Genomic DNA, 25,194 nt, shown 5'->3' on the forward strand with positions numbered 1-25,194 from the left:
CTTCTATACAATTATGTAAGCAAAGCGCCGGTGCAGCGGTTTGACACGGTCTGCACGCCGGCGTATCATGAACTAAATAAGAACATTTGTTTGATGGGGGTTGCACCTTGACGAAACAACAAGAATTGAATGTGTATAATGATGATTCCATCCAAGTGCTCGAAGGCCTGGAAGCCGTCCGCAAACGGCCCGGGATGTATATCGGTTCCACGGACAGCCGCGGGCTGCACCATCTTGTGTTCGAGATTGTCGACAACGCGGTCGATGAGGCTTTGAGCGGCTACGGATCGGAAATCGATGTGATCATCCATGAAGACAACAGTATCAGCGTCCGGGATTTCGGACGCGGCATGCCGACCGGCACGCATAGGACAGGGAAGCCGACGACGGAGATCATCCTTACTGTCCTTCACGCCGGCGGGAAGTTCGGCCAGGGCGGCTACAAGACAAGCGGCGGCCTGCATGGCGTCGGCGCTTCCGTCGTCAATGCCTTATCCGAATGGCTCGACGTGACGATCCACCGGGACGGTAAGATTTTCCGTCAGCGGTTCGAACATGGCGGGAAACCGGCAACCGGGCTTGAAGTGATCGGGAAAGCCAAAGACACCGGCACGACCATCCATTTCAAGCCGGATGCGTCGATTTTCTCGACGACGAAATACCAATATGACATTCTTGCGGAACGTCTGCGGGAGTCGGCATTCCTGCTGAAAGGGCTGAAAATCGTCCTGACGGAAGAGAGTACAGGGAAGACCGAGACATTTCACTACGAAACGGGCATCAAAGCGTTCGTCTCCTATCTGAACGAAGAGAAGGACACGCTTCATGAAGTCGCGTATCTTGAAGGCGAATCGGACGGCATCGAAGTGGAATATGCATTCCAGTTCAATGATGGATATTCCGAAACGATCCTGTCGTTCGTCAATAATGTGCGGACCAAGGACGGCGGCACGCACGAAACGGGTGCCAAAACGGCGATGACCCGTGTATTCAACGAATATGCGAGGAAGACCGGGCTGTTGAAGGAAAAAGATAAGAATCTCGATGGTGCGGATATCCGGGAGGGGATCGCAGCCATCGTTTCGGTGCGCATACCGGAAGAGATCCTCCAGTTCGAAGGGCAGACGAAAGGGAAGCTCGGCACGAGCGAGGCGCGGACCGTCACGGACGCCGTCATTTCCCAGCATCTGCTCTATTTCCTCGAGGAGAATGCTGAACTGAGCGCCAATCTGATCCGGAAAGCTGTACGTGCCCACCAGGCGCGTGAGGCGGCCCGTAAAGCGCGGGAAGACGCGCGTTCAGGCAAGAAGCGCAAGAAAGGCGACACACTGCTTTCCGGCAAACTGACACCCGCTCAGTCGAAGAATGCAAAGAAGAACGAATTGTACCTTGTGGAGGGCGACTCTGCCGGCGGGTCTGCCAAACAGGGACGGGACCGTACATTCCAGGCGATCCTGCCGCTGCGCGGAAAAGTCATCAACACCGAAAAAGCAAAACTCGAAGATATCATGAAAAACGAAGAGATCAACACGATCATCCATACAATCGGCGCAGGCGTCGGTGCGGATTTCACAATCGACGATGCCGCCTATGACAAAGTCATCATCATGACAGATGCCGATACGGACGGCGCGCATATCCAAGTGCTTCTGCTGACGTTCTTCTACCGGTATATGAAACCGCTGATCGAAGCGGGGAAAGTGTACATCGCCCTGCCGCCGCTCTACAAAGTCTCGAAAGGCACAGGCAAGAAAGAGAAGATTGAATATGCCTGGACGGAGCGCGACTTGGATGCGGCCATCAAAAAGGTCGGCAAAGGCTACATCCTTCAGCGCTATAAAGGTCTCGGGGAGATGAACGCCGGCCAGCTGTGGGAAACGACCATGAATCCTGAGACGCGCACGCTGATCCGCGTCACCATCGAGGACGGCGCACAGTCCGAACGGCGTGTCACGACGCTCATGGGCGATAAGGTCGAACCGCGCCGCCGCTGGATCGAACACAATGTCGACTTCGGTCTCGAAGAAGATAAGACCATCTTGGAAAACGAATTCCTGCATATGGAGGAGGAAACTGAATGAATGCAGCAGAACGCTTTCAGGATCTTCCGCTAGAGGAAGTCATCGGCGACCGTTTTGGCCGCTACAGTAAATACATCATCCAGGACCGGGCGCTGCCTGATGCGCGCGACGGCCTGAAACCGGTGCAGCGGCGGATCTTGTACGCCATGTACAACGAAGGGAACACGCATGACAAAGCATTCCGGAAATCGGCGAAAACAGTCGGGAATGTCATCGGCAACTATCATCCGCATGGCGATTCGTCCGTGTATGAAGCGATGGTGCGGATGAGCCAGGAATGGAAACTGCGTCATCTGATGATCGAGATGCACGGCAATAACGGATCGGTCGACGGTGACTCGGCAGCTGCCATGCGGTATACCGAAGCCCGGCTGTCCGCCATTGCAGGCGTGATGCTGAACGACCTGAACAAGGAAACCGTCGACTTCATCCCGAACTTCGATGATACCGAGCCGGAGCCGACCGTACTGCCGGCGCGGTTCCCGAACCTTCTCGTCAATGGATCGACCGGCATCTCGGCAGGCTACGCGACGGACATCCCGCCGCATGCACTCCACGAAGCGATCGATGCTGTCCTCATGCGGATGGAAAATCCTGAAGCATCCGTCGAAGAGCTGATGACCGTACTGAAAGGGCCGGATTTCCCGACAGGCGGCATCATCCAGGGGACCGACGGCATCAAAGCCGCTTATGAAACCGGCAAAGGTCGTGTCATCGTCCGTTCGAAGACGGAGATCGAATCCTTGAAGGCCGGCAAATCCCAGATCGTCATCACGGAAATCCCATATGACGTCAACAAGGCGAACCTGGTCAAGAAGATGGATGAACTCCGTCTTGACCGCCGCCTCGACGGTATTTCCGAAGTGCGCGATGAATCGGACCGCACAGGACTCCGGATTGTCGTCGAACTGAAGAAGGACATCCCGGCAGATCCGATCCTCCGGTATCTGCTGAAAAACACGGATCTGCAGGTTGCCTACAACTTCAACATGGTGGCGATCGCCGACAGACGTCCAAAACTCATGACACTTCCGACGCTGCTCGATGCGTATATCGAGCACCAGAAGGACGTCGTCACACGCCGTTCCGAATTCGATATCCGGAAGGCGAAAGACCGTCTCCATATTGTCGACGGACTCATCAAGGCGCTCTCCATCCTCGACGACGTCATCCGGACAATTCGGGAGTCCAACGATAAACGGGATGCGAAAAACAACCTGATCGCCCGTTTCGGCTTCTCCGAAGTGCAGGCGGAGGCGATCGTCTCGCTGCAGCTGTACCGTCTGACAAATACGGATATTACGGAACTGAAAAAGGAAGAGGAGCAGCTGAGGAAGCAGATCGAGGAACTGAACGCAATCCTCACGAGTCCGAAGAAACTGTCCCGCGTCATCGAGAAGGAACTGCATGCGGTGCGCAAACAGTTCGCGGAACCGCGGAACTCGGTCATCGAAGAGAAGATCGAAGACTTGAAAGTCGATCTCGATATTCTCGTACCGAGCGAGGAAGTTGTCGTTTCCGTCACAAAGGAAGGCTACGTCAAACGCACGAGCATGCGGTCGTACGGGGCCTCGAACGGTGCGGGCATGGATATGAAGGAGTCAGATTATCCGCTGTTCGAACAGACGATGAATACGCAGCATCATCTGCTGCTGTTCACGTCTCTCGGCAATTATATCTATCAGCCGGTCCACGAACTGCCGGATATCCGCTGGCGGGACCTCGGCCAGCACATTTCGAGCATCGTTTCACTCGAGCCGGGTGAGACGCTTGTGGCGGCGATCGGCCTCGAAGCATTCGATGATGTCCATTCCCTTCTTACTGTGACAGCGAATGGGTTCATCAAACTGTCAAAGCTCGCTGATTATCAAGTCCAGCGGTATGGCCGCTCCTACAAGGCGATGAATGTGAAGAAAGGCGACCGGCTGATCGACGTGCGCCTCGTCAAAGGCAGTGAAGATGTTGTCCTGGTGACCCATCAGGCATACATCCTCCGATTCCCGCTGAGTGAAATCAGTACGACAGGCGTCCGTACAGCCGGTGTCAAAGGCATCAACCTGAAGACCGATGACTATGTGGCGGCGCTCGATGTCATCACCGACAGCACTGCCTCCATTGTCGTTGCAACACAGCGCGGATCCGTCAAACGGACCGCCCTGAAGGAAATTGAGATCGGCGGCCGGGCGCAGCGCGGCCTGATGATCCTCAAGGAACTGAAGAAGAATCCGTACCGGGTGATCGGCGCCAGACTGACGGATCCTGCCGAAACGCTGATCCTGTCCGCGGAGCACGAACCGCGCATCGAAGTGGACGCCGGCAAACTCCGTCTTTCAGACCGGCTGTCGAATGGCAGCACGCTGTCCGACGAAGCGAAAAACGGCAAAGCTGTCCGGCTCTACTATGAACCGAAAGCGAAGACCGATAAACCGGATTCGAAGTAACCATCCGGAAGCACACGAAAATTCTTTTAATTTTCGTGTGCTTTTTTCGTGTTTTGTCGTATACTAGTTCGAGAAGCGAATTATCCAGAAACAGAAAGAGGGAACTGGCATGCTGTGGAAAAACCGAAATGTCTGGATTATTCTATCGGGGGAGCTGATTGCGGGAATCGGGCTGTGGACCGGAATCATCGGCAATCTGGAATTCATGCAGGGCCTGATCCCATCCGACTTCGTCAAAGCACTCATCTTATCCGTCGGCCTGTTAGCCGGCATCCTGGCCGGACCGCTCGCCGGCAGGATCATCGACCAGCAGCCGAAGAAACGGATTCTGATCATTGCGGGCGCCGGACGGCTCGTCAGTGTCGTCTTCATGCTCATTGCGATCGCTGCAGGCTCCGTCTGGTGGATGCTCGCCTTCGTCATCAGCATCCAGCTGGCCGCCACCTTCTATTTTCCGGCACTGCAGGCGGCCATCCCGCTTGTCGTAAGGGAAGGGGAGCTGCTGACGATGAACGGGCTCCATATGAATGTTGCGACGATCGCCCGGGTCTCCGGGACTGCGCTCGCCGGCGTGATTCTCGTCTATTGGTCGCTGTCGTCACTCTATTGGATATCAATTGCCGCCTACGCCATATTGCTCGTCTTCACATTCATGCTGACGATCGATGAAGGGAAGGGGGAAGGGAGCACCGGAACGGCCGGTACACCAAACAGCGGATTCATGGATGTTTTTCCTGTGCTGAAGATGTATCCGGCGGTCGGTATGACACTGATCATGACCCTCATCCCGCTGCTGTTCCTCGGGGCGTTCAACCTGATTGTCATCAATATCAGTGAGATCCAGCAGTCTGCATCCATCAAAGGACTGATCTATACATGTGAAGGCGTCGCGTTCATGGTGGGATCATTCGCCGTCAAACGGATTGCGATGAAATGGCAGACCGCAAAAATCCTGTTTTTCTTTGCAGGCATGGTAGGGGTTGCTGAGTTCATCTTGTTCTTCACAGAGAGCCAGTTCGCCGTACTGACTGCGTTTTCCTTGCTCGGATTCAGTTTAGGCTGTTTTTTCCCGACAGCGATGGTCGTCTTCCAGAAACAGATGCCGAAAGCATACCATGGCCGGTTTTTCTCATTCCGCAATATGCTGGAACGGGTCATGTTCCAGGTCGTACTGCTGGCGGCGGGGGCGCTGCTGGATATTGTCGGGATGCAAGTGATGGTGATGAGTTTCGGTATGATCAGCATCGGATTGACCGCAATATTCTACGTGCAGATGAGACGGCGTAACATCGATCTGGAAGAGCCGGAAGTTGAAACCGAACCGGTTATGCCGGTGAAACCAGCAACGTGAACAGAATGATCTTACAGACGGAAAAGCCGCAGCGCAATGAACTTTGCTGCGGCTTTTTAAGTTGCCGTGAGTCATCTTAAATTTCGCGTTTTATCTCACTATCATAAGTATACTTGCAATTGATACGTAACTTCCTATAATATATATTATGACGGGGGCGTTAAAAGATAACCTTCTTATTACTCAATACGATACCGATGCTGCCCCCTTTTTGCACGTTCCACATCGATGAACTGCACACCGGCTTCAATCACATCATTGATATACAGCTTATGCTCTTTCGCAGCTGCACGCACTTGCTCGAGCAGCACTTCGTCATACGTCGTCTTATACTGGATCCGGTCTTTCGGCCGCATATCTTTCGTAAAATGGATCGTTTCTTGCTGCAGCAGTTCTTTCAATCCGTCTTCCAGCAAATAATTCACAAACGTACCGTGTTCATCGGCTCGCTGTTTCAGCTCTTCCAGTACTTTCGCGCTGAGTGATGTGCGGAATTTGACCCGCGTCTCATCGGCTGCCTGATACAACTGTCCGTCCCGGTTGATCCACATGATGGATTCCTCCTATATTTAAATGAGATTAACCGGCGGCGAACCAGTTCCGCCGGCTGTTCGCATCGGTGTTCGCTTACAGCAAAAACCGCACTTTCCGTTTCAGAAATTCTTTTTGAACACCATGCTGACCTTATGATAGTGCATCTTCTCTTCATAAAAACGGTGCGCATCGGTCCGCTGGATGCCTGACGACAGTGCGATCGATTCGTAGTGATGCTCTTTTCCCCACTTCTCGACATGGGTCAGCAGCTGGTCACCATAGCCTTTTGAACGTGCAGCACTGTCGGTCACGAGATCGCAGACCCAGAGCGATCTGCCGTAATACAGCGTGATCATCGGCTTGAAGCCGATCAGCGCCTTCAGGATACCGTCATCCCGCAGGCCGAGCAGCTGGTACCGTTCTTTCGCTTCCGACTCGTAGACGAGTTCCAGATATTCTTTTTCGTTCAGATGTGTCCGCAGCTGGTTCATGATCGGAAACCCTTCCAGCAATTCCTCTTCGGTACGTAAAACGGTGATCTCGATTGTTCCCACTATGGATCCCCTCCGATACCCGCCTGAAGCTCTGCAGGGTTTTCTATATTGTTCCACGACTTTCTTCGACAAGCGAGCCCTTTTTCAGCCGCAGTATGCGGTCCCCGAGCTTCTCTGCTTCCGACCGGCTGTGTGTCACGACGATGAACGGGATGTTCCACAGCTCATGCAGCCGCAGCAGCTCATCCTGGCATTCCTCGCGGGTCTCTTCGTCAAGTGCCGACAGCGGTTCATCCAGCAGCAGCAGATCGGGCTCCGCAGCGAGTGCGCGCGCCAGTGCGACACGCTGCTTTTCGCCGCCTGAGATCTGATGGGGATATTTCTTCAGCAGGTGACCGATACCGAGCACTTCCTGGAGCTGGTTGATGACGGGCCGGGCGTCTGCAAGCTGGTCTTTTCCCACTCCGTACAGTATATTGCGTTCGACGGTCATATGCGGAAACAACGCATAGTCCTGGAACAGATAGCCGATATTGCGGTCCCGGGCAGGCAGCGGTCTTCCCGGCCCGCCGCAAAATCGCCTTCCGTTCAGCGTGATGCTGCCGCTGTCCGGGTGTGTGAGGCCTGCAATCACCTGCAGGATCGATGTCTTCCCTGCCCCGGAAGGACCTGCCAGGACGATGATCTCCTCGCCAGCCTCGAATTCTACCTCCAGTTTAAAATGGCCAAGCTGTTTACTGATCGCAACTTCCAGCACTTTTCACACCTGCCTAACGTTTGTCGGCGGCAAACCGGCGCAAGTTCCGTCTGCTCCACCAATTCAACCATAATATGATACTGAACCCGAGTGCTGTGATGATGATGACCCAGAACGATGCGTTTTCCATCTGACCGGCTTCCACGGCGAAGTAGATGGCCATCGGCATCGTGTCCGTCCTGCCTGGTATGTATCCGGCGAGCATGAGGGTGGCACCGAACTCGCCGAGTCCTCTGGCAAACGACAGGATGAGTCCTGCAAGCAGACCCGGCCATGCAAGCGGAAAGGTCACTGTGCGGAACACCCGCCACTCGGAAGCACCCATCGTCCGGGCGGCATCCTCCAGCTTCCCGTCCAGGTTTTCGAAGGCTGCCGCCGCACTCTGGTACATGAGCGGAAAACTGACGACCACGGAGGCGATCACAGCGGCGGTCCATGTGAAGACGATCTGGATGTCGAACGTCTCGAGCAGCCAGCTGCCGATCCAGCCCTTCTTGCCGAACAGCAGCAGGAGGCCGAACCCGACAACTGTCGGCGGCAGGACGAGCGGCAGCAGGAACAGCGATTCCAGCACCGATTTGCCGAAAAACCTGTGTTTTGCGAACAGATGGGCCAGAAATACACCGAATATGAAGACGATCACCGTCGATATGGCCGCCACTTTCACGGACAGCAGCAGCGGATGCATGTCCATTGCGTCCACCTCCCCAATTTCTTACTTGAAGCCGTATTTCTCCAGTACCTTCTGGCCTTCATCCCCCAGTAATTCGTCAAAGAACTTCTCCGCTTCTTCGGGATGCTTGGAATCTTTCACGACCGCTCCCGGGTACACGATCGGGGTATGCCAGCCCGGGTCCGCTTCCGCTACCACTTTGACCTTGTCCGAGATGAATGCATCACTTGAATAAACAATACCATATTCCGCGTTCCCGAGCTCCACTTGTGTCAGCACCTGCCGGACATCCGAAGCCAGCACAAGTTTGTCCTGCATCTTTCGCCAAAGTCCGAGAGACTCGAAAACCTTTTTCGTATACCGGCCAACCGGGACGCTTCCAGGCTCGCCGATGACGAAATGATCGATATCCGCCGGGTCGATGTCCTTAAAGCTTGTAATCGGATCTGCTGTGCCCTCATTTGTGATGAGGACAAGTGTGTTCGTTGTGAAGTCCTTCCGTGTCGGCCCATCGATGAGCCCCTTTCCATCCAGTGTATCCATATCCTTCTTGCTGGCGGACAGGAACAGATCGGCAGGCGCTCCGTTCTCGATTGCTGTTGCCAGTTTGCCGGATCCCCCATACATGAAAGTCAGCTTAACGCCCTCATGTTTTTCTTCGTATGTCTTCTTGAAATCATCCAAGGCATCTGTCAGACTCGCAGCGGCTGATATACGCAATTCGACATTATCCGGGGCATTCCCTTTTTCATCACTATCTTCTGTATTAGTACAGGCTGCCAACAAAACCAGGACGGCCGCCGCCAGCCCTGCTGCTAACGCACGCTTCATACCGAGCTCCCCTTTTCTATATATCATTCTATATCTTTGCTTATAACTACTTATAACACAACGACACTTCCTATATCTACTTTTATCTATATAGTATTAAAAATAATTAGATTAGTCTATCTATATCTATTGCATTCTTCTTCCGGATAAAGGAGAATGGAGGAAACGAACGGAGGGATATATCTTGAAACCGAATGATGGAATATCCTATACAACTGAAGATCTTGCAGAGTTCCTTCAAGTATCCAAGCTGACAGTTTACGATCTCATAAAAAAAGGGGAAATCACAGCTTACCGGGTCGGCCGTCAGATGCGTGTCGACGCAGCGGACTTCGAAGCCTACAAAAACCGGATGAAAGGCGGCCGGCTTTCCGTGTCTGCAGCTGAAGCACCAGTAGCCAAGGCACCGCCTGTCAATCAGCAATACGAGACGACTTCCCCTCCTGCAGCCCCTCACCCCCGGACAGTACAGCCCCTCATTATCAGCGGGCAGGATGTCACACTCGACTTGCTGGCGAACGAGATCTCGGCGTCTTCTGCCGGCTGGCGCACGCTGCGGTCCCATACAGGAAGTCTCGCAAACCTGATTGCTCTGCTGCAGGGGGATGCGGACCTGGTGAGCACACACCTGTTCGACGGCGACACGGGATCCTATAACCTGCCCTATATCCGGAGACTCCTGACAGGCCGTGAGTATACCGTCATCCAGATGCTGTCCCGGAAAGCGGGTTTCTATGTACAGCCGGGCAATCCGAAACAGATCATGAGCTGGCGGGATCTCAACCGGAATGATATCCGATTCGTCAACCGGGAACTTGGCTCAGGCATCCGGGTGCTAACGGACGAACGGCTGCGCCTGGAAGGGATCCTTCCGCGGACCATCAGCGGATACAGTACGATCGAACAGACACATCTGGCAGTCGCGGGAAAAGTTGCTGCCGGCGAAGCCGATACAGGTGTCGGCATCGAAAAGGCCGCCAGCCTCGTGAATGTCGATTTTGTACCGATCACGACTGAGCAATATGACCTTGTCATGCTGAAGAAGCCGGAGAATGCCGAATTCCGGGACACGGTGATCCGTATTCTGCAATCCGAATCGTTCCGGAAAGAATTGGCCTCAATTCAAGGATACGACTTTTCGCGAATGGGGCAGATATTATATGACACACCATAAGACACCGTCCTGCTGTTCATGCCGGACGGTGTTCCCTCTTCTTCTTCATCAGCACCATCTGCTTTACATAATATTATTATGGTTAATTAATATATGGAACAAAAAACCGGCATTCCAATTCAGCGGATTGCCGGTTTCCTGCGGTCTATTTTTTTGAAGGCGGCCGTTCGTAATGCATCCGGACGTCCACCTCATATTTGTTGTAGCGGATCTTGAACAGCTTGAACAGATGGGTCGCGAGCACTTTGATGAGTGCGTATCCGGGAATTCCCAGAATCACCCCTGGAATGCCGAACAGCGATCCCCCGGTCAGCAGCACGAAGATGATGGTGATCGGATGGATATGCATCGTCTTCCCCATGATCTGCGGGGAGATGAATTTCCCTTCAATCACCTGCACGATCGTCCATACGACCGCCAGCTTCACGAGCATGAACGGCGATGTCACGATGGCGATGATGATCGCCGGCGTGATGGCTATCACCGGGCCGAGATACGGGACGACACTTGTGAACATGGCCAGCACCCCGAGCAGCAGTGCATATTTCATGTCGATGATCAGGAACCCGATTGTCACCATCGTCCCGATACAGACAGCGACCAGGATCTGCCCCTGTATGTAAGCACTGATCTGCTTGTCGGCATCACCGAGGATCGATTCCGCATCATCCCGCATGCGGGGCGGCAGCAAATGCTGCACAAAGCCAGGCAGGTTATGGCCGTCCTTCAGCAGGTAGAACAGGATGATCGGCACGGTGACGATCGACAGCAAAATACCCGTCAGCTTGGAGATGAATGTCGTAAGTCCCAAAGCGATGCCCCCAAGAGCGTCTGCAATCATCTGGCCGATATTCTCGAGTCCTGAATCGAGCAGCTCGCCGGCATTGATATTCAGCTGATTGTAATAGGGTGCAAATATTGAGTTGCTGAAAAACGAATCGAGCGTCAGGATGAGCTCATTGAAATACGTCGGGAATTCGTCCACCAGTTTCCAGAACTGCAATTTCAAGAACGGCAGTACGAGGAATACGAGCAGCGTGATCAGTCCGATCGCTGTCAGGAATATGATGGCAATCCCCCATACTTTCGGGATCCTCGCCCGCTCCAGTAACTGCAGCAGCGGACGCAGGAGGTAATACAGGATCGTCGCAAGCACGATCGGCAGGACAACGACGGAAAAGAGAACACGGATCGGATAGAAGATAAATGAAATCTTATCGAAGATCATGACGTTGATGCCCACAAGCATCAGGACGATCAATATGAAAAGCGTCGTCTTCCCGCCGAGGAACCGGATGATCCGGTTGTCGGCCAGGAATCCCTCCGCCATACTGTTTTCAGTTTTCTTCGTTTCTTTCTGTGCGCTCAACTTCACTCCCCCTTTACAACAACAGCCTATTCAGTTTGCAGGAACGCTTGCAGTTCCCGTTTGTTCGTTTCTGTGTCCACTTCGATGACGGAACCTGCGTGCGGGTAATCCGCGAACGAGTATGTACCCTTCGCCGGAATCGTCAACGTCTCAATGTCTGCGCCGCGGGATAAGAGCAGGCTGACGACCCTTGACAGTTCCTCTTTCGATGTCAGATCCGTCTCGATCGTCTGCGACAGCACACCGGCAATCTTCGGCGCGCGCAGCACCATCCCTGGTGTCATCGCCTGTTCTTTCACTGCGGACAGCACCTGCTGCTGGCGGCGCACCCTGCCGAAGTCCCCTTCCGCATCCGCACGGAACCTCGCATAGCCGAGCAGTTCCCTGCCGTTCAGCTTGCGGACACCCTGCTTCAGCGTTACGCCGATCTTTTCGGACATTTCCTTCTCGACATCGATTTCGACACCTTCCGGGAAAGCGGCATCCGCAATCTTTTCGAAATTATCGAAGTCGACGATCGCATAATGGTGGATCGGGATGCCGAACATGCCGGTGATCGTATCCTTGGCGGTCTGGACGCCGCCCAGGTAATAGGCGGTGTTCAGTTTGTACGATTTGTATCCGGGGATGTCCGCATAGATATCCCGCATGAATGACACGAGTTTCATCGACTGTGCCTGCTTATCCCAGGAAAGCACCATCATTGTGTCCGTCCGAGAGCGTCCGCTGCCGTCGTCGTCCACGCCGAGAAGCAGGTAATTTTCGACCGCCGATGCAGAGGGATCCTGAAGATCGCCTTCAAAACTGCCGGGTTCGATTGCATTTTTCACAGCCGCCCGCTTGCCTGCCATATATTGATAAGATGAGAAAAGTCCTGCTCCGACAAATCCGACGAGCAGCAGGCTGAGAAACACCCGTCCCTTCCTCAGCCTGCGCCGTCTGCGCCTGCGCGGAACCGGTCCTTCGTATTGTTCTGACATGAATCTATTCCCCCAATAAAGAAGTCACCAAACAGGACGCCCGGATAAGGCGTTGGTTGCATGCCGGACTGCTATTATAACATGCTCAATCACTTTACAGCCTGCCCGCAAGCGTCTACTATTAAAAGCAATCAGTCAATTGAAGAAAGAGGGAACAGCGGATGGCGGAATTTGAAAAAGCGGTATTTGCAGGCGGATGCTTCTGGTGCATGGTGAAACCGTTCACCGAGTGGGACGGCATCGAGTCGGTCGTCTCCGGCTATATGGGCGGAACTGTCGAGAACCCGACATACGAACAAGTGAAAAAGGGGGATACGGGGCATCTGGAAGTCGTCGAAATCACCTACGATCCGGAAAAGTTCCCGTATGAGAATCTGCTTCCTATCTTCTGGGAACAGATCGACCCGACAGATGCAGGCGGCCAGTTCCAGGACCGCGGCCACTCCTACACGACGGCCATCTTCTATACGATGGACAGCCAGCGCACGGCAGCTGAACAGTCCCGGACGGCGCTCGAAGAAAGCGGACGGTTCGACAAACCGATCGTCACGCCGATCCGTCCTGCAGAAACGTTCTACCGGGCAGAAGAGTATCACCAGGATTTCTACAAAAAAGAAAAAGAAGCCTATGAAGACGACCGCGCACAATCAGGGCGTGACGAATTCATCCAGGCCAATTGGAAAGACCGCAGCTGACTGCGGTCTTTTTCGTTACAATAAATAGAAGCCGATCGCCATGATGATGTAAGCGGCGAACAGGACGAGCCCTTCAAACCAGTTCGATTCCCCGTCATTGGATAAGTTGATGACGAGCAGGGCCGCCGTCACCATGGCGACGAGTTCCTGAATCGTGAAGACAAGCGGCATCTCTGTCGGCATGAGCAGCGAAATGAGCACGAGTGCCGGGGCTACGAACATCGCGACCTGCAGTGTTGAACCGACAGCAATTTCAACCGATACGTCCATCCGATTCTTCATGGCCATCGTCACGGCGGAGACATGCTCCGCGGCATTTCCGACAATCGCCACGATGATGATCCCGATGAACAGCTCACTCCAGCCGAATCGTTCGCCCAGCGTCTCGAAAGTCTGCACAAGCTGTTCGGAAACGAACGCAACCGCCACAGTGCTCAGCAATAACACAAGAATCGATTTCCCTTTGGTCCACTCCGGTTCCTCCTCCTCGACTGCAGCCTCATCGCCGGAAGCGAATACACCTCGGTGCGTCACCAATTTGAAGAACAGTCCTGCCAAGTAGATCGCAATGAGGATCACCGAGATGCCGACGCTCAAATTCAATGTCGTTCCGGAGTCCATGGAGATCGAGAACACTTCCGGTATGATAAATGCTACGATGATTGCGAATATGAGCAGCCCGGAATTATAACGGGCATCATGCAGACTGAACTTCTGGCGCTTGAACTTCAGGCCGCCTGCGAAAAACGACAGACCGAGCACTAGCAGCAGGTTCCCGAGGACCGAACCTGTCAGGGACGCAAGCACGATGCCGATCAATCCCGCTTTCAGGGTGAAGATGGAAATGATAAGCTCAACAGCGTTGCCGAATGTCGCGTTCAGAAGACCGCCGATCCTCGGGCCGCTTACGATTGCAAGACTTTCCGTCGCCCGCCCGATGAAACCCGACAGACCGATGATCGTAATACAGCTCAGGATGAACATGACGATATCCGACCAGTGCAGGAACGCACCGGCCGCGACGATCGGGACCCCCGCAAATACAACTATGGAAAAAATACGGTTCATAAAGCCGTTCCTCCTTTCAGATTCTCCCCCCTTATACCCGTTTTCACTGGCCGGCATTTCATTGCGCGTAAAAAATACGGACTTACTTTCAAAAATGCTGATTTCAGGAGTGAAACTTGTAAAATAGGATATATAGAATAATGATGTGATTTTTTTCGCATGGATTTTCGATACTACTTACAAAGGACGTGCCAAAATGAGCAGAACCACAGCAGATGACATACGACAGTTTGCAAAGGAGGAAAACGTGAATTTCATCCGCCTGCAGATCACCGATATACTCGGGATGATCAAAAGCGTGGAGATTCCGGTGAGCCAGCTGGATAAGGCGCTGGATAACAAAATGATGTTCGACGGTTCTTCAATAGAAGGGTTTACGAAAATCGAAGCATCCGATATGTACCTCGTACCAGATCTTGATACGTGGATGGTATTCCCATGGGCATCCGGCAGCGGCAAAGTCGCACGCCTGATCTGTGACGTCTGCCAGGCGGACGGCACCCCGTTCCCCGGTGATCCCCGCGGCAACCTGAAACGGGTGCTGAAAGAGATGGAAAGTATGGGCTATACCAATTTCAACCTCGGTCCCGAGCCGGAGTTCTTCCTCTTCAAGCTGGACCGCCACGGTGAGCCGACGATGCATGTGAACGATGATGGCGACTACTTCGACTTCTCCCCGCTCGATCTCGGTGAGGACTGCCGCAGGGATATCGTTCTTCAGCTGGAGGAGCTCGGATTCGAAGTCGAGGCCTCCCATCATGAGTCCGCACCGGGCCAGCACGAAATCGACTTTAAATACGCTGATGCTTTACGAGCATGCGACAATATCCAGACCTTTAAACTTGTCGTCAAAACAATTGCCCGGGAGCATGGCCTTCATGCAACTTTCATGCCAAAACCGATTTTTGGTGTCAACGGCTCAGGTATGCACTGCAACGTGTCTCTGTTCAAAGATGGTAAAAATACATTTTACGATGAACACGCGGATGACCAGCTCAGCCGGACCGCTTACCAGTTCATGGCAGGTGTGCTGAAACACGTCAAAGGATTTACAGCTATCACTAATCCGACGGTCAACTCCTATAAGCGTCTCGTGCCTGGTTATGAAGCACCGTGCTACATTGCCTGGTCCGCATCGAACCGGAGTCCCGTCGTCCGTATTCCGGCATCCCGCGGCATGAGCACGCGGATCGAGCTCCGTTCCGTAGACTCGGTGGCGAATCCATACCTCGCGCTGTCAGCGATCCTGAAAGCAGGACTCAGCGGTATCGAGCAGCAACTCGATCCAGGCGCGCCTTGTGACCGCAACCTGTATGACATGACCGCGTCAGACTTGAAGGAAGCCGGTATTTCGGTGCTGCCGACCGATCTGGACCATGCGCTGCTTGCACTCGATGAGGACACGGTCGTCCAAGAGGCGCTCGGTGAGCATATCTATCGGAATTTCCGCGACGTCAAACAGAAGGAATGGGACAGCTACCGGATCACCGTCCATCCTTGGGAAATCGACGAATACCGTAAAATCTATTGATCATCCTGCACCCGGACACCCCTTCGTGTCCGGGTTTTTCTATGTCCAAAATCGACACAAAAAAAATCTTGTAATGCAGCCTGTATTTCCGTACTATTAAAAAATATTATGCAGCCGTGACAGTGCAGTAATATAATACCGACAAGAAGGAAGTGGCCTGATGAGGAAGACAACCAAAGACGATATTCGGAAATTTGTGAAAGAGGACAACGTCAATTTCGTCCGTCTGCAATTCACTGACATCCTCGGGATGATCAAGAACGTGGAGATTCCTATCAGCCAGCTCGACAAAGCACTGGATAACAAGATGATGTTCGATGGTTCTTCCATCGAAGGGTTTGTCCGGATCGAGGAATCGGATATGTACCTGATTCCCGATTTGGACACTTGGATGGTCTTCCCCTGGCCGTCCGGCACTGGAAAAGTGGCACGGCTTATCTGCGATGTCTCACTTGCGGACGGTCAGCCGTTCCCGGGTGATCCGCGCGGCAATCTGAAGCGGGTGCTCCGTGAGATGGAAGATATGGGCTTCACTGATTTCAACTTAGGACCTGAACCGGAATTCTTCCTATTCAAACTCGACAGCAATGGCGAGCCGACAATGGAACTGAATGACCACGGCGACTACTTCGATTTCGCACCGCTCGACCTCGGTGAAAACTGCCGGCGGGATATCGTCCTGGAACTGGAAGCGCTCGGTTTCGAAGTGGAAGCATCGCATCACGAAGCGGCCCCCGGCCAGCATGAAGTCGATTTCAAATATGCGGATGCATTAACCGCATGCGACCATATCCAGACATTCAAGCTCGTCGTTAAGACGATTGCCCGCAAACACGGTCTCCATGCGACATTCATGCCGAAACCGCTATTTGGCGTGAATGGGTCGGGCATGCACTGCAACATCTCCCTCTTCAAAGACGGTGAAAACATGTTCTTCGACGAAAACGGCGACCGCAAGCTGAGCACGACAGCCTATCAATTTATGGCCGGTATCCTCGATCACGTGAAAGGGTTCACCGCCGTCACCAATCCGACGGTCAACTCGTATAAGCGGCTCGTCCCCGGCTATGAAGCACCCTGCTATATCGCCTGGTCTGCACAGAACAGGAGCCCGCTGATCCGTATTCCGGCATCGCGGGGCTTGAGCACCCGCATCGAAGTGCGATCGGTCGATTCAGTCGCAAACCCGTATCTGGCATTGGCTGCCATCCTGAAAGCCGGCCTTGACGGTATCCGCCGGCAGCTCGATCCCGGTGCTCCGTGCGACCGTAATATTTACGAGATGAATGCCGGAGAGCTGAAGCAGGCCGGTATCGTGACGCTGCCGACAGACCTCGACCACGCCCTGCTCGCACTCGAAGCGGATCCTGTCATGCAGGAAGCGCTCGGCAGCCATATCTATGCGAACTACAAAGCAGCCAAGCAGGCGGAATGGGACAGCTACCGGATCACCGTGCATCCATGGGAACTCGACCGCTACATGAAGATCTATTGAAAAAAGCCCGGACCATCCGTATTGGATGTCCGGGCTTTCTGTTGTCATTCAGCCGGTTTATGGGCCGCTTTCATTTCCTTGTATTCCTTTTCGGAACAGAGGACGAAGTGTTCCGGTGCAATTTCGCGGAACTCGACTGTTTCGTCTGCTCCGTAATTATGGTCTTTCGGGTTATACGGCGTCCGCACCCGTGTGCGCTCATACCGGGGATCCGGCAGCGGGATCGCTGAGAGCAGCGACTTCGTATACAGATGCATCGGATTGCGGTACAGCTCATCAGCAGGCGCCATTTCCACGAGTTTGCCGAAATACATAACGCCGATCCGATCGGAGATGTACTTGACCATCGACAAATCATGCGCGATGAAGAGATACGTCAGCCCGCGTTCTTCCTGCAGTTCTTTCAGCAGGTTGACGACCTGCGCCTGGATGGACACGTCAAGCGCGGAAATCGGTTCATCCGCAATGATGAACTCAGGATCGACCGCAAGTGCACGTGCAATCCCGATCCGCTGTCGCTGTCCGCCCGAGAACTCATGCGGGTAGCGCTGAGCGTGCTCCCGGTTCAATCCGACAGTCTCCAAAAGCTTGATCACAAGTTCTTGACGCTCTTTCTTCGTCTTGGCCAGTCCATGGTTATCAATGCCTTCTGCAATGATATCCATGACTTTCATCCGTGGATTCAGCGATGCATATGGATCCTGGAAGATCATCTGCATCTTCCGATTGAATTCTTTGTTGGCGGCTTTCGATTTCTTCCCCTGGACATTCACGCCATCAAACAGCACTTCGCCGTCCGTTGCATCATAGAGACGGATGATCGTCCGGCCGGTTGTCGACTTTCCGCATCCCGACTCGCCGACGAGACCGAATGTTTCACCTCGGTTGATCTTGAAGCTGATGTCATCGATCGCCCGCACTTCATTCGGTTTTCCTTCGTTGAAATACTGTTTCAGGTTCTTCACTTCAAGTAAGACATCTGACATCATGCACGCCCTCCTGTTGCTTCATAGTATCGGCTGCCCGGGAATGTCCGCATCCGTTCGATGATTGCAGCAGGCGGTTCCACTTGCGGTGCTTGCGGATGCAGCAGCCATGTTGCTGCATAATGTGTGTCGCTCACCTGGAAGAATGGGGGTGGCTGTTCCATATCGATCTTCAGGGCATATTCGCTTCGGAGTGCAAAGGCATCCCCTTTCGGCGGGTTCAGCAGATCCGGCGGCGTGCCGGGAATCGCATACAGCTTCTCGTCATTGACGTCCATTGACGGCATCGAACTCAGCAGCCCCCATGTGTACGGATGCTGCGGATTGTAGAAGATTTCATCCACTGTGCCGATCTCGACAATCTTACCGCCGTACATGACCGCAACCCGGTCCGCGACGTTTGCGACGACACCAAGGTCATGGGTGATGAAAATGATCGATGTATCGATCTTCTTCTGGATATCTTTCATGAGCTCCAGGATCTGAGCCTGGATGGTAACGTCCAGCGCAGTTGTCGGCTCATCGGCGATGAGGATCTGGGGATTGCACGCAAGCGCAGTCGCAATAACAATCCGCTGCCGCTGTCCGCCGGAAAACTGGTGCGGGTACATCTTATAACGGTTTTCCGCATTAGGAATGCCGACCATGTTGAGTAAGTCGATTGCCACTTTACGTGCTTTCGCCTTGCTCACTTTTTGGTGCTTCAAGATCGGTTCCATGATCTGCTTCCCGATGGTCATCGTCGGGTTCAGGGAGGTCATCGGATCCTGGAAGATCATCGAAATATCTTTCCCGCGGATTTTCTGCATCTCTGTATCCGAGAGTTTTGTCAGGTCTTTCCCATCGAACAGGATTTCCCCGTTTTTGAATTCGGCACTCGATTCGGGCAGAAGACGCATGATCGATTTCGTCGTGACGGATTTCCCTGAACCCGACTCCCCGACAATCGCCAATGTCTCCCCTTTGTTCAAATCGAAGTTGACGCCGCGAATCGCTTTCACTTCTCCAGCAAACGTATGGAAGGAAAGCTCTAAATTTTTGACTTGTAGTATTTTACTCATTCTGCTTTCCTCCTAGTTAGTCCTTCATCTTCGGATCGAGCGCATCGCGCAGTCCGTCACCAATCAAGTTGAATGCGATCATGAGAACACTGATGACGATGGACGGGTACAGCAGAACGTATGGCTGGTTCCGCATCACTTTGTAACCGTCATCGATCAGAGTTCCGAGTGAGGCATCTGGCGGCTGAAGACCGATCCCGATGAAGCTCAGGAATGCTTCGAAGAAAATAGCGTTCGGAATGGTGAACATCGTGTTGATGATGATGATTCCGAGAACGTTCGGCATGAGGTGCTTCGACATGATCTTCGTATCATTCGTTCCGAGTGTCCGGGCTGCCAGGACGAATTCCTGGTTTTTATATTTCAGAATCTGTGCCCGGACAATACGGGACATCCCGATCCACCCGGTGATGGAGATGGCGATGATGATCGCCTTGATGCCCGGTTCCATGATCATGAGCATCAGGATGACGACAATGAGAGTCGGGATCCCGATCAGGATTTCGACGATCCGCTGCATGATATCATCCGTCCGTCCCCCGAAGTATCCGGAAATCCCTCCGTACAGGACACCGATCACAAGGTCGATGACTGCCGCTACAAAGGCGATGAGAAGCGAAATCTGGGTACCTTCCCACAGTCGGGTGAACAAGTCACGGCCGAGTCCATCCGTACCGAACCAGTAATATTCGTCGACTTTCTTCATCTCATACAAGTTGACTTTCTTGCCGCCGAGGTTTCCGACGCCGTCCATGATGCCGAGTTTCTCAATACCCGGAACTTTCGGCGGAAGATTCGCATGCCGCAAATTCTGGGCAGCACCATCGTGGCCATTCAAATGCGGACCGATGAACGCCATTAGAATCAGAAGCACAAGGACAACCATACTGACGATGGCCGCTTTGTTCTTACGGAGGCGGAGCCAGGCATCCTGCCAGAAACTCAAGCTCGGTTTTTCGATCCGTTCTGCCTGATCACTGTTCAGGGATATCCGTTCAAATTGGTCTTGGGGCAGTTGTTCGTGATCTTTTTGCATTATGCTTTCCCTCCAGCCAAGCGGATACGCGGATCAATGACACCGTACAGAATATCCACAATGAAAATAACCACAATAAGAAATGCCGAGAAGAACAGCGTAGTTCCCATGATTGTCGCGAAGTCGTTGACCATGATCGAAGAAACGAACTGCTCCCCGATTCCGGGAATCGCGAAAATTTTCTCGACAACGAGTGAGCCGGTAACGAGGCCTGCAGCGACCGGTCCGAGAACTGTGATGAGCGGAATGAGCGCGTTCCGGAATGCGTGCTTGAATGCGATTTCGAACTTGTTCGCACCTTTCGCCTTGGCGAGTGTAATGTAATCGGAACTCATCACTTCGATCATCTCGGTCCGGATGAAACGTGCGGACAGTGCAAGAGGTCCCATTGCAAGTGCCAGCGATGGAAGTACACTGGACTGCCAGCCGTCATTCCACAGGCCGACCGGAAGCAGGTGCCATTGGGAAGCGACATAGTATTGAAGGAGTGAGGCGAATACGAACGATGGAATCGAGCTTCCCAATATCGCCATGAACGTACTCCCGTAATCCCAGAATGTATTCTGCCTTAATGCGGCCAGCATTCCGAGGAGGATACCGACAAGGGTGCCGAATACCATCGCCTGGGCGCCGAGGATGAACGACGGCTTGATACGTGAAGCAAGAAGGTCATTGACGCTCTTGCCTTTGAATGCGAAGGACGTACCAAGATCGCCTTTTGCCAAGTTTTTCATGTAAATTGCATATTGGACAGGTGCCGGCTTGTCGATACCGTATTTTTTCTCGACAATCTTCTTTTGCGTGTCATTCAGCTTGCTGTAAGACGCAATCGGGGAACCTGGCAATGTCTGCATTAAGAAAAATGTTGTCGTCGCAATGAGAAACATTGTGATGAACATATAAATGATCCGTTTACCAATATATTTAACCATGCTGCACCTCCAGGTCTATGTACCACTGTATCTGAAACCGTGTCGACGATTTGTATTCAAAATGAAAGCACTTACAAAACATTCACATTATTTTCTGTTATTGAAAAAGAGAGTATATGGCGGAACGCCGCCATATACTCCCGTTATTCAGCTGAACCGCTTACTCTTTACCTGAAATATACGCCCACTTATAGCTGTAGTCAGCTCCGAATGGGTGGCTTACCAAACCTTTGAAGTATGGTTTTTCAAGGAAAATCAAACCGCGCTGATAGATCGGTGCGATAGCTGCATCGTCCTCCAGAAGGATTTTTTCAGCTTTAGCGAATGCTTCATAACGCTCTTCCGGCTTCAATGCCAAGTCGCCTTTCGAATCGGCAATCAGCTGGTCATATTCTTTGTTGGAATAAGACATCAAGTTGTTTGTTCCATCTGTGACGAACAGATCCAGGAAGGAGATCGGATCCTGGAAGTCAGGGCCCCATCCGGAAACTTGGATATCGTAATCCTGTGAGCTGTCAAGCTCAAGACGTACTGCGAATGGAACTTCTTTCAGCTTGATCTTCAGACCTTCAAGGTTCGTTTCGAGCTGAGATTTGAAGTACTCATCCATCTTCTTGGAAAGCTCTGTATCTCCGCCGAGGATTTCAAGCTCAAGGCTGTCGACACCGAGTTCATCCAATCCTTTTTTCCAGAATTCTTTCGCTTCTTCCGCGTTGTACTCGAGGTGGTCTCCACTCAGTTCACGGAAGTCTTTCTTGTTTTCATCGTAAGCGAAATCTTTCGGTACGAGGAAGTTTGCAGGAATCGATCCGTTTGCAAGAACAACATCTGCAAGGTCTTCTTTCTGGAATGATTTTGCGATCGCTTTACGGATATTGACGTTTGCAAGAGGTGTTTCCTTGCCGCCTTTTTGCTGGTTGAACTTGAAGTAGAAAACAGATGTTTCTGCCTGTGTTACAGCTTCAGGGTCATCCTGGTACTGCATTGCAAGGTCACCGGATACGCCGGCACGGTCAAGCTTGCCATCCTGGTACAGGTTGACTGCTGTTGCAGAATCCTGAACGACGTTGACATTGATTTCAGTCAATTTCACGTTGTCAGCATCCCAATAGTGATCGTTCTTAACATATTTCCAGCTTCCGCCTGTACCGTCCCATTCAGTCAGAGTGAATGGTCCATTGTATAGAAGGTTGTCGGAGTTTGTAGCATACGCGTCGCCTTTTTCAGTGACGAATTCTTCTTTTTGCGGGTAGAACGTTCCGAATGACATGAGTGACAGGAAGTAAGGGACCGGACGCTCAAGTGTCACTTCGAGTGTCTTTTCGTCTTTCGCGACGATTCCGAGCTCTTTCTTGTCCATTTTGCCTTCACTGATAGCGGTTGCATTCTTGACAGTTCCGGACATCATGAACGGACCGTACGGAGATCCTGTAGCAGGATCGATTGCACGCTGCCATGCGAATACGAAATCATCAGCAGTGACTGGTGTACCGTCAGACCACTTTGCGTCACGGAGTTTGAACGTGTACGTCAAGCCGTCTTCGCTTTCAGTCGCCTCTTCTGCAGCCATTGCAGGTTCTGCAATGTTTTCTTCGTTCAGACGGTAGAGACCTTCGTTTACGTTGTTCAGTACGTTGAATCCTACTGCATCTTCAACGATTGCTGAGTCGACGGAAGGGATTGCAGCAGATTCAGCCAAGTTCAGAATTTGTTCTGCATCCGGCTCACCATCTTCTTTCTTAGGTGTTTCTGTTGCGGAGTCATCTTTTTTGCTGTCGTCGTCTTTTGAAGCATTGTCCTTATCATCCGAGCCGCCACAAGCAGCAAGGAAGATACTTAGTACTAATGTCATCGCGAGCAGCAATAGCCATTTTGTGTTCTTCAAGGTCATTCCCCCTTTTTATAATTGTCTGAAGAATTAACACTATTTCATTATACAATCAAATTCTCTTAAGTCAAAGTTTTTTTTACAAAAAATTTTACTAGGCATAACCAACCGATGAATTTGAATAGTCGTCGAATTGTGTCGGTAAGCGGTTTCCGGCCCTATTTTTCTTTGTCTAAACAACGATAGTGCTGTATGATACATAATGAATTATTACGAAATAGGAAATCGAGGTTAGAATTTTGAGAAAAAGCATATTTTTGTTTTCAATTGGTCAACTTACTATTTTTTTTCTGTGTTTCCTGTCAGACGGAGGTATTTCGTTGCTAAACTACATCAATTACTCCTTCTATGTCGGCGGTGTGCTCGTACTGGCAGGAGGAATAGTCTATATTGTCCGGACTGGTTCGTTTGATTTTTTCACAAGCAGTATGAGAAAAGTCTTGGCATCGAAACATACCCGGGATGACTTAGAAACGATGCGGCGTCCCTCTGAAGTCTTTTCGTTCAGCCCTAAGATCTTTTTCCAGGCAGGAATCCCGATTCTCATTCTCATGTCTGCCGCTCTGGCCCTCTATTGACGTCGAACTTGCATGCTTCCAATTGTTTATGCACAATGGAATAGTGGTACAACTAGGTAAGCGGTGCAATTAGAAAACGTCAGTCAGAATGGAGTGGGTTATGGAATGGAAATACTTTTATATGCCAGCGCAGCAATCGCGGCATTATCTCTCCTCCTCATCGCTATCTTCGTCATTAAGGCAGTCAAAGCTATGAATGCGACGAAGGATGAGATCGCGGATTCCCTCACGGATCTGCAGGGCAAGCTCAACGGTGTGACCGGACAGGCAAATGAGCTGCTTGCAAATACGAATCGGATCACGGAAGACGTGGAACGTAAACTGCAATCATTGAACAGTGTTGCAAAGGCCGCCCAGAAGCTGGATGAGTCGACGAAACACATGAATCAGTCCTTCCAGGCATTGGCGGACCAGATCAGCAATCCTGATCCGAAGTACAAAGATCTGATGCAGAAAGCGAACACAGTGACTGGCATTGCAGCGAGCATCTATTACCGGGCGAAACGGGAGAAAGCGAAGCAGACTGACCCTTCCAGCCGTCCCGGACGCAGCCGGAATGCCAGGACGGATGTCGAACTGCTCCCGCCGCCGCAAAAGCGGCTTCCTGAGCCGAAGTAAAAACTAAACGAAGAGGTGATGCAGATGGATTGGCTTGGAATCGGTGTATTGATCATCGGGATCGCCTTCGCAGTGTTAGTGGTGATCCTTATCAAACCATTGAAGAATCTTGGGGATGTTACGGAGAACTTGAAAGAGACGACAGCAAAGCTGCCCGGTACGATGGAAACTGTCACCGGACAGGCACAAATCGTGCTGAATACGAGCAATGAGACAATCGGCAATGTGAATCAGCAGGTGAATGAAATCACTCCCCTGTTCCAGATTGTCGGTGATACCGGGGAAGCGGCACGCTCCCTTACCAACTCCGCTCTTGAGAAGACGACGAAGCTGAAATCCCGTACGACGGATGCTGCGAACTTGTCCCGCCGTGAAAGATATCAAGGGCTGTACGGCCTGCTGTCGTTCCTGTATTATCTGAAAGAGAACAAGCAGGAAATCAAAGTGAAAGCCGAAGTGCTGAATAAGTGATCGATACGGAGCCAGCGCATTATGCGCCGGCTCCTTTCCTTTCCTGCTCAAACTGCCATTGTGCTCATAAATCGGGGAAAGTGTCCATAAATCCTGGAAAGTGATCATAAAACGGAAAAAGTGATCATAAACTCATGAAAGTGATCATAA

At 52.1% G+C, this 25,194-nt stretch carries 23 protein-coding genes; 10 read left to right on the plus strand and 13 right to left on the minus strand.

Going from position 1 to position 25,194, the window contains the following annotated elements:
* The first annotated feature begins 107 nt into the window (after window positions 1-107).
* The 3 genes from parE (at window position 108) to QWT68_RS04960 (ending at window position 5,873) form a co-directional block, all read left to right on the plus strand.
* Entirely contained in the window at window positions 108-2,081 is a 1,974-nt protein-coding gene (gene parE, locus QWT68_RS04950; RefSeq protein ID WP_040286496.1) for a DNA topoisomerase IV subunit B, read from the plus strand.
* On the plus strand, window positions 2,078-4,522 hold the full coding sequence (gene parC / locus QWT68_RS04955; RefSeq protein WP_290149962.1) for a DNA topoisomerase IV subunit A: 2,445 nt from the start codon (window positions 2,078-2,080) through the stop codon (window positions 4,520-4,522). The genes parE and parC overlap by 4 nt, the downstream gene beginning before the upstream one ends.
* Window positions 4,523-4,634: 112 nt before the next feature.
* The gene (locus tag QWT68_RS04960) at window positions 4,635-5,873 is read left to right on the plus strand and encodes an MFS transporter (protein WP_052461836.1); all 1,239 of its coding nucleotides are present in this window, start codon (window positions 4,635-4,637) and stop codon (window positions 5,871-5,873) included.
* A 179-nt stretch (window positions 5,874-6,052) separates the two neighbouring features.
* On the opposite strand, the gene QWT68_RS04965 is transcribed toward QWT68_RS04960, so the two are convergent.
* The 5 genes from QWT68_RS04965 to modA all read right to left on the minus strand — a co-directional run bounded on the left by QWT68_RS04965 (window position 6,053) and on the right by modA (window position 9,162).
* On the minus strand, window positions 6,053-6,424 hold the full coding sequence (locus QWT68_RS04965) for an rRNA methyltransferase (protein WP_290149964.1): 372 nt from the start codon (window positions 6,422-6,424) through the stop codon (window positions 6,053-6,055).
* Between the two features lie 102 nt (window positions 6,425-6,526).
* Window positions 6,527-6,961, minus strand: coding sequence for a GNAT family N-acetyltransferase (locus QWT68_RS04970; protein ID WP_040286499.1), 435 nt, complete (start codon window positions 6,959-6,961; stop codon window positions 6,527-6,529).
* A 43-nt stretch (window positions 6,962-7,004) separates the two neighbouring features.
* A complete protein-coding gene (locus tag QWT68_RS04975) occupies window positions 7,005-7,658 on the minus strand; it encodes an ATP-binding cassette domain-containing protein (RefSeq protein WP_290149966.1) in 654 nt (217 codons plus the stop codon).
* Window positions 7,659-7,671: 13 nt separating this feature from the next.
* On the minus strand, window positions 7,672-8,352 hold the full coding sequence (modB, locus tag QWT68_RS04980) for a molybdate ABC transporter permease subunit (RefSeq protein WP_040286501.1): 681 nt from the start codon (window positions 8,350-8,352) through the stop codon (window positions 7,672-7,674).
* Between the two features lie 21 nt (window positions 8,353-8,373).
* The gene (gene modA, locus QWT68_RS04985; protein WP_290149969.1) at window positions 8,374-9,162 is read right to left on the minus strand and encodes a molybdate ABC transporter substrate-binding protein; all 789 of its coding nucleotides are present in this window, start codon (window positions 9,160-9,162) and stop codon (window positions 8,374-8,376) included.
* Between the two features lie 184 nt (window positions 9,163-9,346).
* Between modA and QWT68_RS04990 the strand changes: the two genes are divergently transcribed.
* Window positions 9,347-10,336: a helix-turn-helix transcriptional regulator gene (locus QWT68_RS04990; protein WP_040286503.1), complete on the plus strand. Its 990-nt coding sequence runs from the start codon at window positions 9,347-9,349 to the stop codon at window positions 10,334-10,336.
* Between the two features lie 145 nt (window positions 10,337-10,481).
* On the opposite strand, the gene QWT68_RS04995 is transcribed toward QWT68_RS04990, so the two are convergent.
* Together QWT68_RS04995 and QWT68_RS05000 are read right to left on the minus strand one after the other, a co-directional pair.
* Window positions 10,482-11,666 carry an AI-2E family transporter gene (locus QWT68_RS04995; RefSeq protein ID WP_040287236.1) on the minus strand — a complete coding sequence of 395 codons (1,185 nt, stop codon included), beginning with the start codon at window positions 11,664-11,666 and terminating at the stop codon, window positions 10,482-10,484.
* Between the two features lie 65 nt (window positions 11,667-11,731).
* Window positions 11,732-12,685, minus strand: coding sequence for an LCP family protein (locus QWT68_RS05000; protein WP_290149972.1), 954 nt, complete (start codon window positions 12,683-12,685; stop codon window positions 11,732-11,734).
* Between the two features lie 161 nt (window positions 12,686-12,846).
* Here QWT68_RS05000 and msrA point away from each other — a divergent pair, with 161 nt between their 5' ends.
* Window positions 12,847-13,380 carry a peptide-methionine (S)-S-oxide reductase MsrA gene (gene msrA, locus QWT68_RS05005; protein ID WP_040286505.1) on the plus strand — a complete coding sequence of 178 codons (534 nt, stop codon included), beginning with the start codon at window positions 12,847-12,849 and terminating at the stop codon, window positions 13,378-13,380.
* 15 nt (window positions 13,381-13,395) lie between these two features.
* Here msrA and cax read toward each other — a convergent pair whose 3' ends face one another.
* A complete protein-coding gene (cax, locus tag QWT68_RS05010; RefSeq protein WP_040286506.1) occupies window positions 13,396-14,448 on the minus strand; it encodes a calcium/proton exchanger in 1,053 nt (350 codons plus the stop codon).
* Window positions 14,449-14,644: 196 nt separating this feature from the next.
* Here cax and glnA (QWT68_RS05015) point away from each other — a divergent pair, with 196 nt between their 5' ends.
* Together glnA (QWT68_RS05015) and glnA (QWT68_RS05020) are read left to right on the plus strand one after the other, a co-directional pair.
* Entirely contained in the window at window positions 14,645-15,979 is a 1,335-nt protein-coding gene (gene glnA / locus QWT68_RS05015) for a type I glutamate--ammonia ligase (RefSeq protein WP_290149976.1), read from the plus strand.
* Window positions 15,980-16,139: 160 nt separating this feature from the next.
* The gene (gene glnA, locus QWT68_RS05020) at window positions 16,140-17,474 is read left to right on the plus strand and encodes a type I glutamate--ammonia ligase (RefSeq protein WP_040286508.1); all 1,335 of its coding nucleotides are present in this window, start codon (window positions 16,140-16,142) and stop codon (window positions 17,472-17,474) included.
* A 44-nt stretch (window positions 17,475-17,518) separates the two neighbouring features.
* On the opposite strand, the gene QWT68_RS05025 is transcribed toward glnA (QWT68_RS05020), so the two are convergent.
* From QWT68_RS05025 to QWT68_RS05045, 5 genes are all read right to left on the minus strand, one after another.
* The gene (locus QWT68_RS05025; RefSeq protein WP_040287237.1) at window positions 17,519-18,460 is read right to left on the minus strand and encodes an ABC transporter ATP-binding protein; all 942 of its coding nucleotides are present in this window, start codon (window positions 18,458-18,460) and stop codon (window positions 17,519-17,521) included.
* The gene (locus QWT68_RS05030; RefSeq protein WP_040286509.1) at window positions 18,460-19,521 is read right to left on the minus strand and encodes an ABC transporter ATP-binding protein; all 1,062 of its coding nucleotides are present in this window, start codon (window positions 19,519-19,521) and stop codon (window positions 18,460-18,462) included. Before QWT68_RS05030 ends, QWT68_RS05025 begins: the two co-directional genes overlap by 1 nt.
* A 16-nt stretch (window positions 19,522-19,537) precedes the next feature.
* Entirely contained in the window at window positions 19,538-20,557 is a 1,020-nt protein-coding gene (gene opp3C, locus QWT68_RS05035) for an oligopeptide ABC transporter permease (RefSeq protein WP_040286510.1), read from the minus strand.
* Complete coding sequence (opp3b, locus tag QWT68_RS05040) at window positions 20,557-21,489, minus strand: oligopeptide ABC transporter permease (RefSeq protein WP_040286511.1); 933 nt, start codon at window positions 21,487-21,489, stop codon at window positions 20,557-20,559. The genes opp3C and opp3b overlap by 1 nt, the downstream gene beginning before the upstream one ends.
* A gap of 160 nt (window positions 21,490-21,649) precedes the next feature.
* Window positions 21,650-23,374 carry a peptide ABC transporter substrate-binding protein gene (locus QWT68_RS05045; protein ID WP_040286512.1) on the minus strand — a complete coding sequence of 575 codons (1,725 nt, stop codon included), beginning with the start codon at window positions 23,372-23,374 and terminating at the stop codon, window positions 21,650-21,652.
* A 323-nt stretch (window positions 23,375-23,697) separates the two neighbouring features.
* On the opposite strand from QWT68_RS05045, the gene QWT68_RS05050 reads away from it, so the two are divergent.
* From QWT68_RS05050 to QWT68_RS05060, 3 genes are all read left to right on the plus strand, one after another.
* Window positions 23,698-23,955, plus strand: coding sequence for a DUF3899 domain-containing protein (locus QWT68_RS05050; protein ID WP_052461768.1), 258 nt, complete (start codon window positions 23,698-23,700; stop codon window positions 23,953-23,955).
* A 105-nt stretch (window positions 23,956-24,060) separates the two neighbouring features.
* Entirely contained in the window at window positions 24,061-24,573 is a 513-nt protein-coding gene (locus QWT68_RS05055; RefSeq protein ID WP_040286514.1) for a DUF948 domain-containing protein, read from the plus strand.
* Between the two features lie 24 nt (window positions 24,574-24,597).
* Window positions 24,598-25,044 (plus strand): DUF948 domain-containing protein, encoded by a 447-nt coding sequence (locus QWT68_RS05060; RefSeq protein ID WP_290149983.1) that lies wholly within the window; start codon window positions 24,598-24,600, stop codon window positions 25,042-25,044.
* Window positions 25,045-25,194: the final 150 nt, after the last annotated feature.

It is taken from the genome of Sporosarcina trichiuri, assembly GCF_030406775.1.
GTDB classification, from domain to species: Bacteria; Bacillota; Bacilli; order Bacillales_A; family Planococcaceae; genus Sporosarcina; species Sporosarcina trichiuri.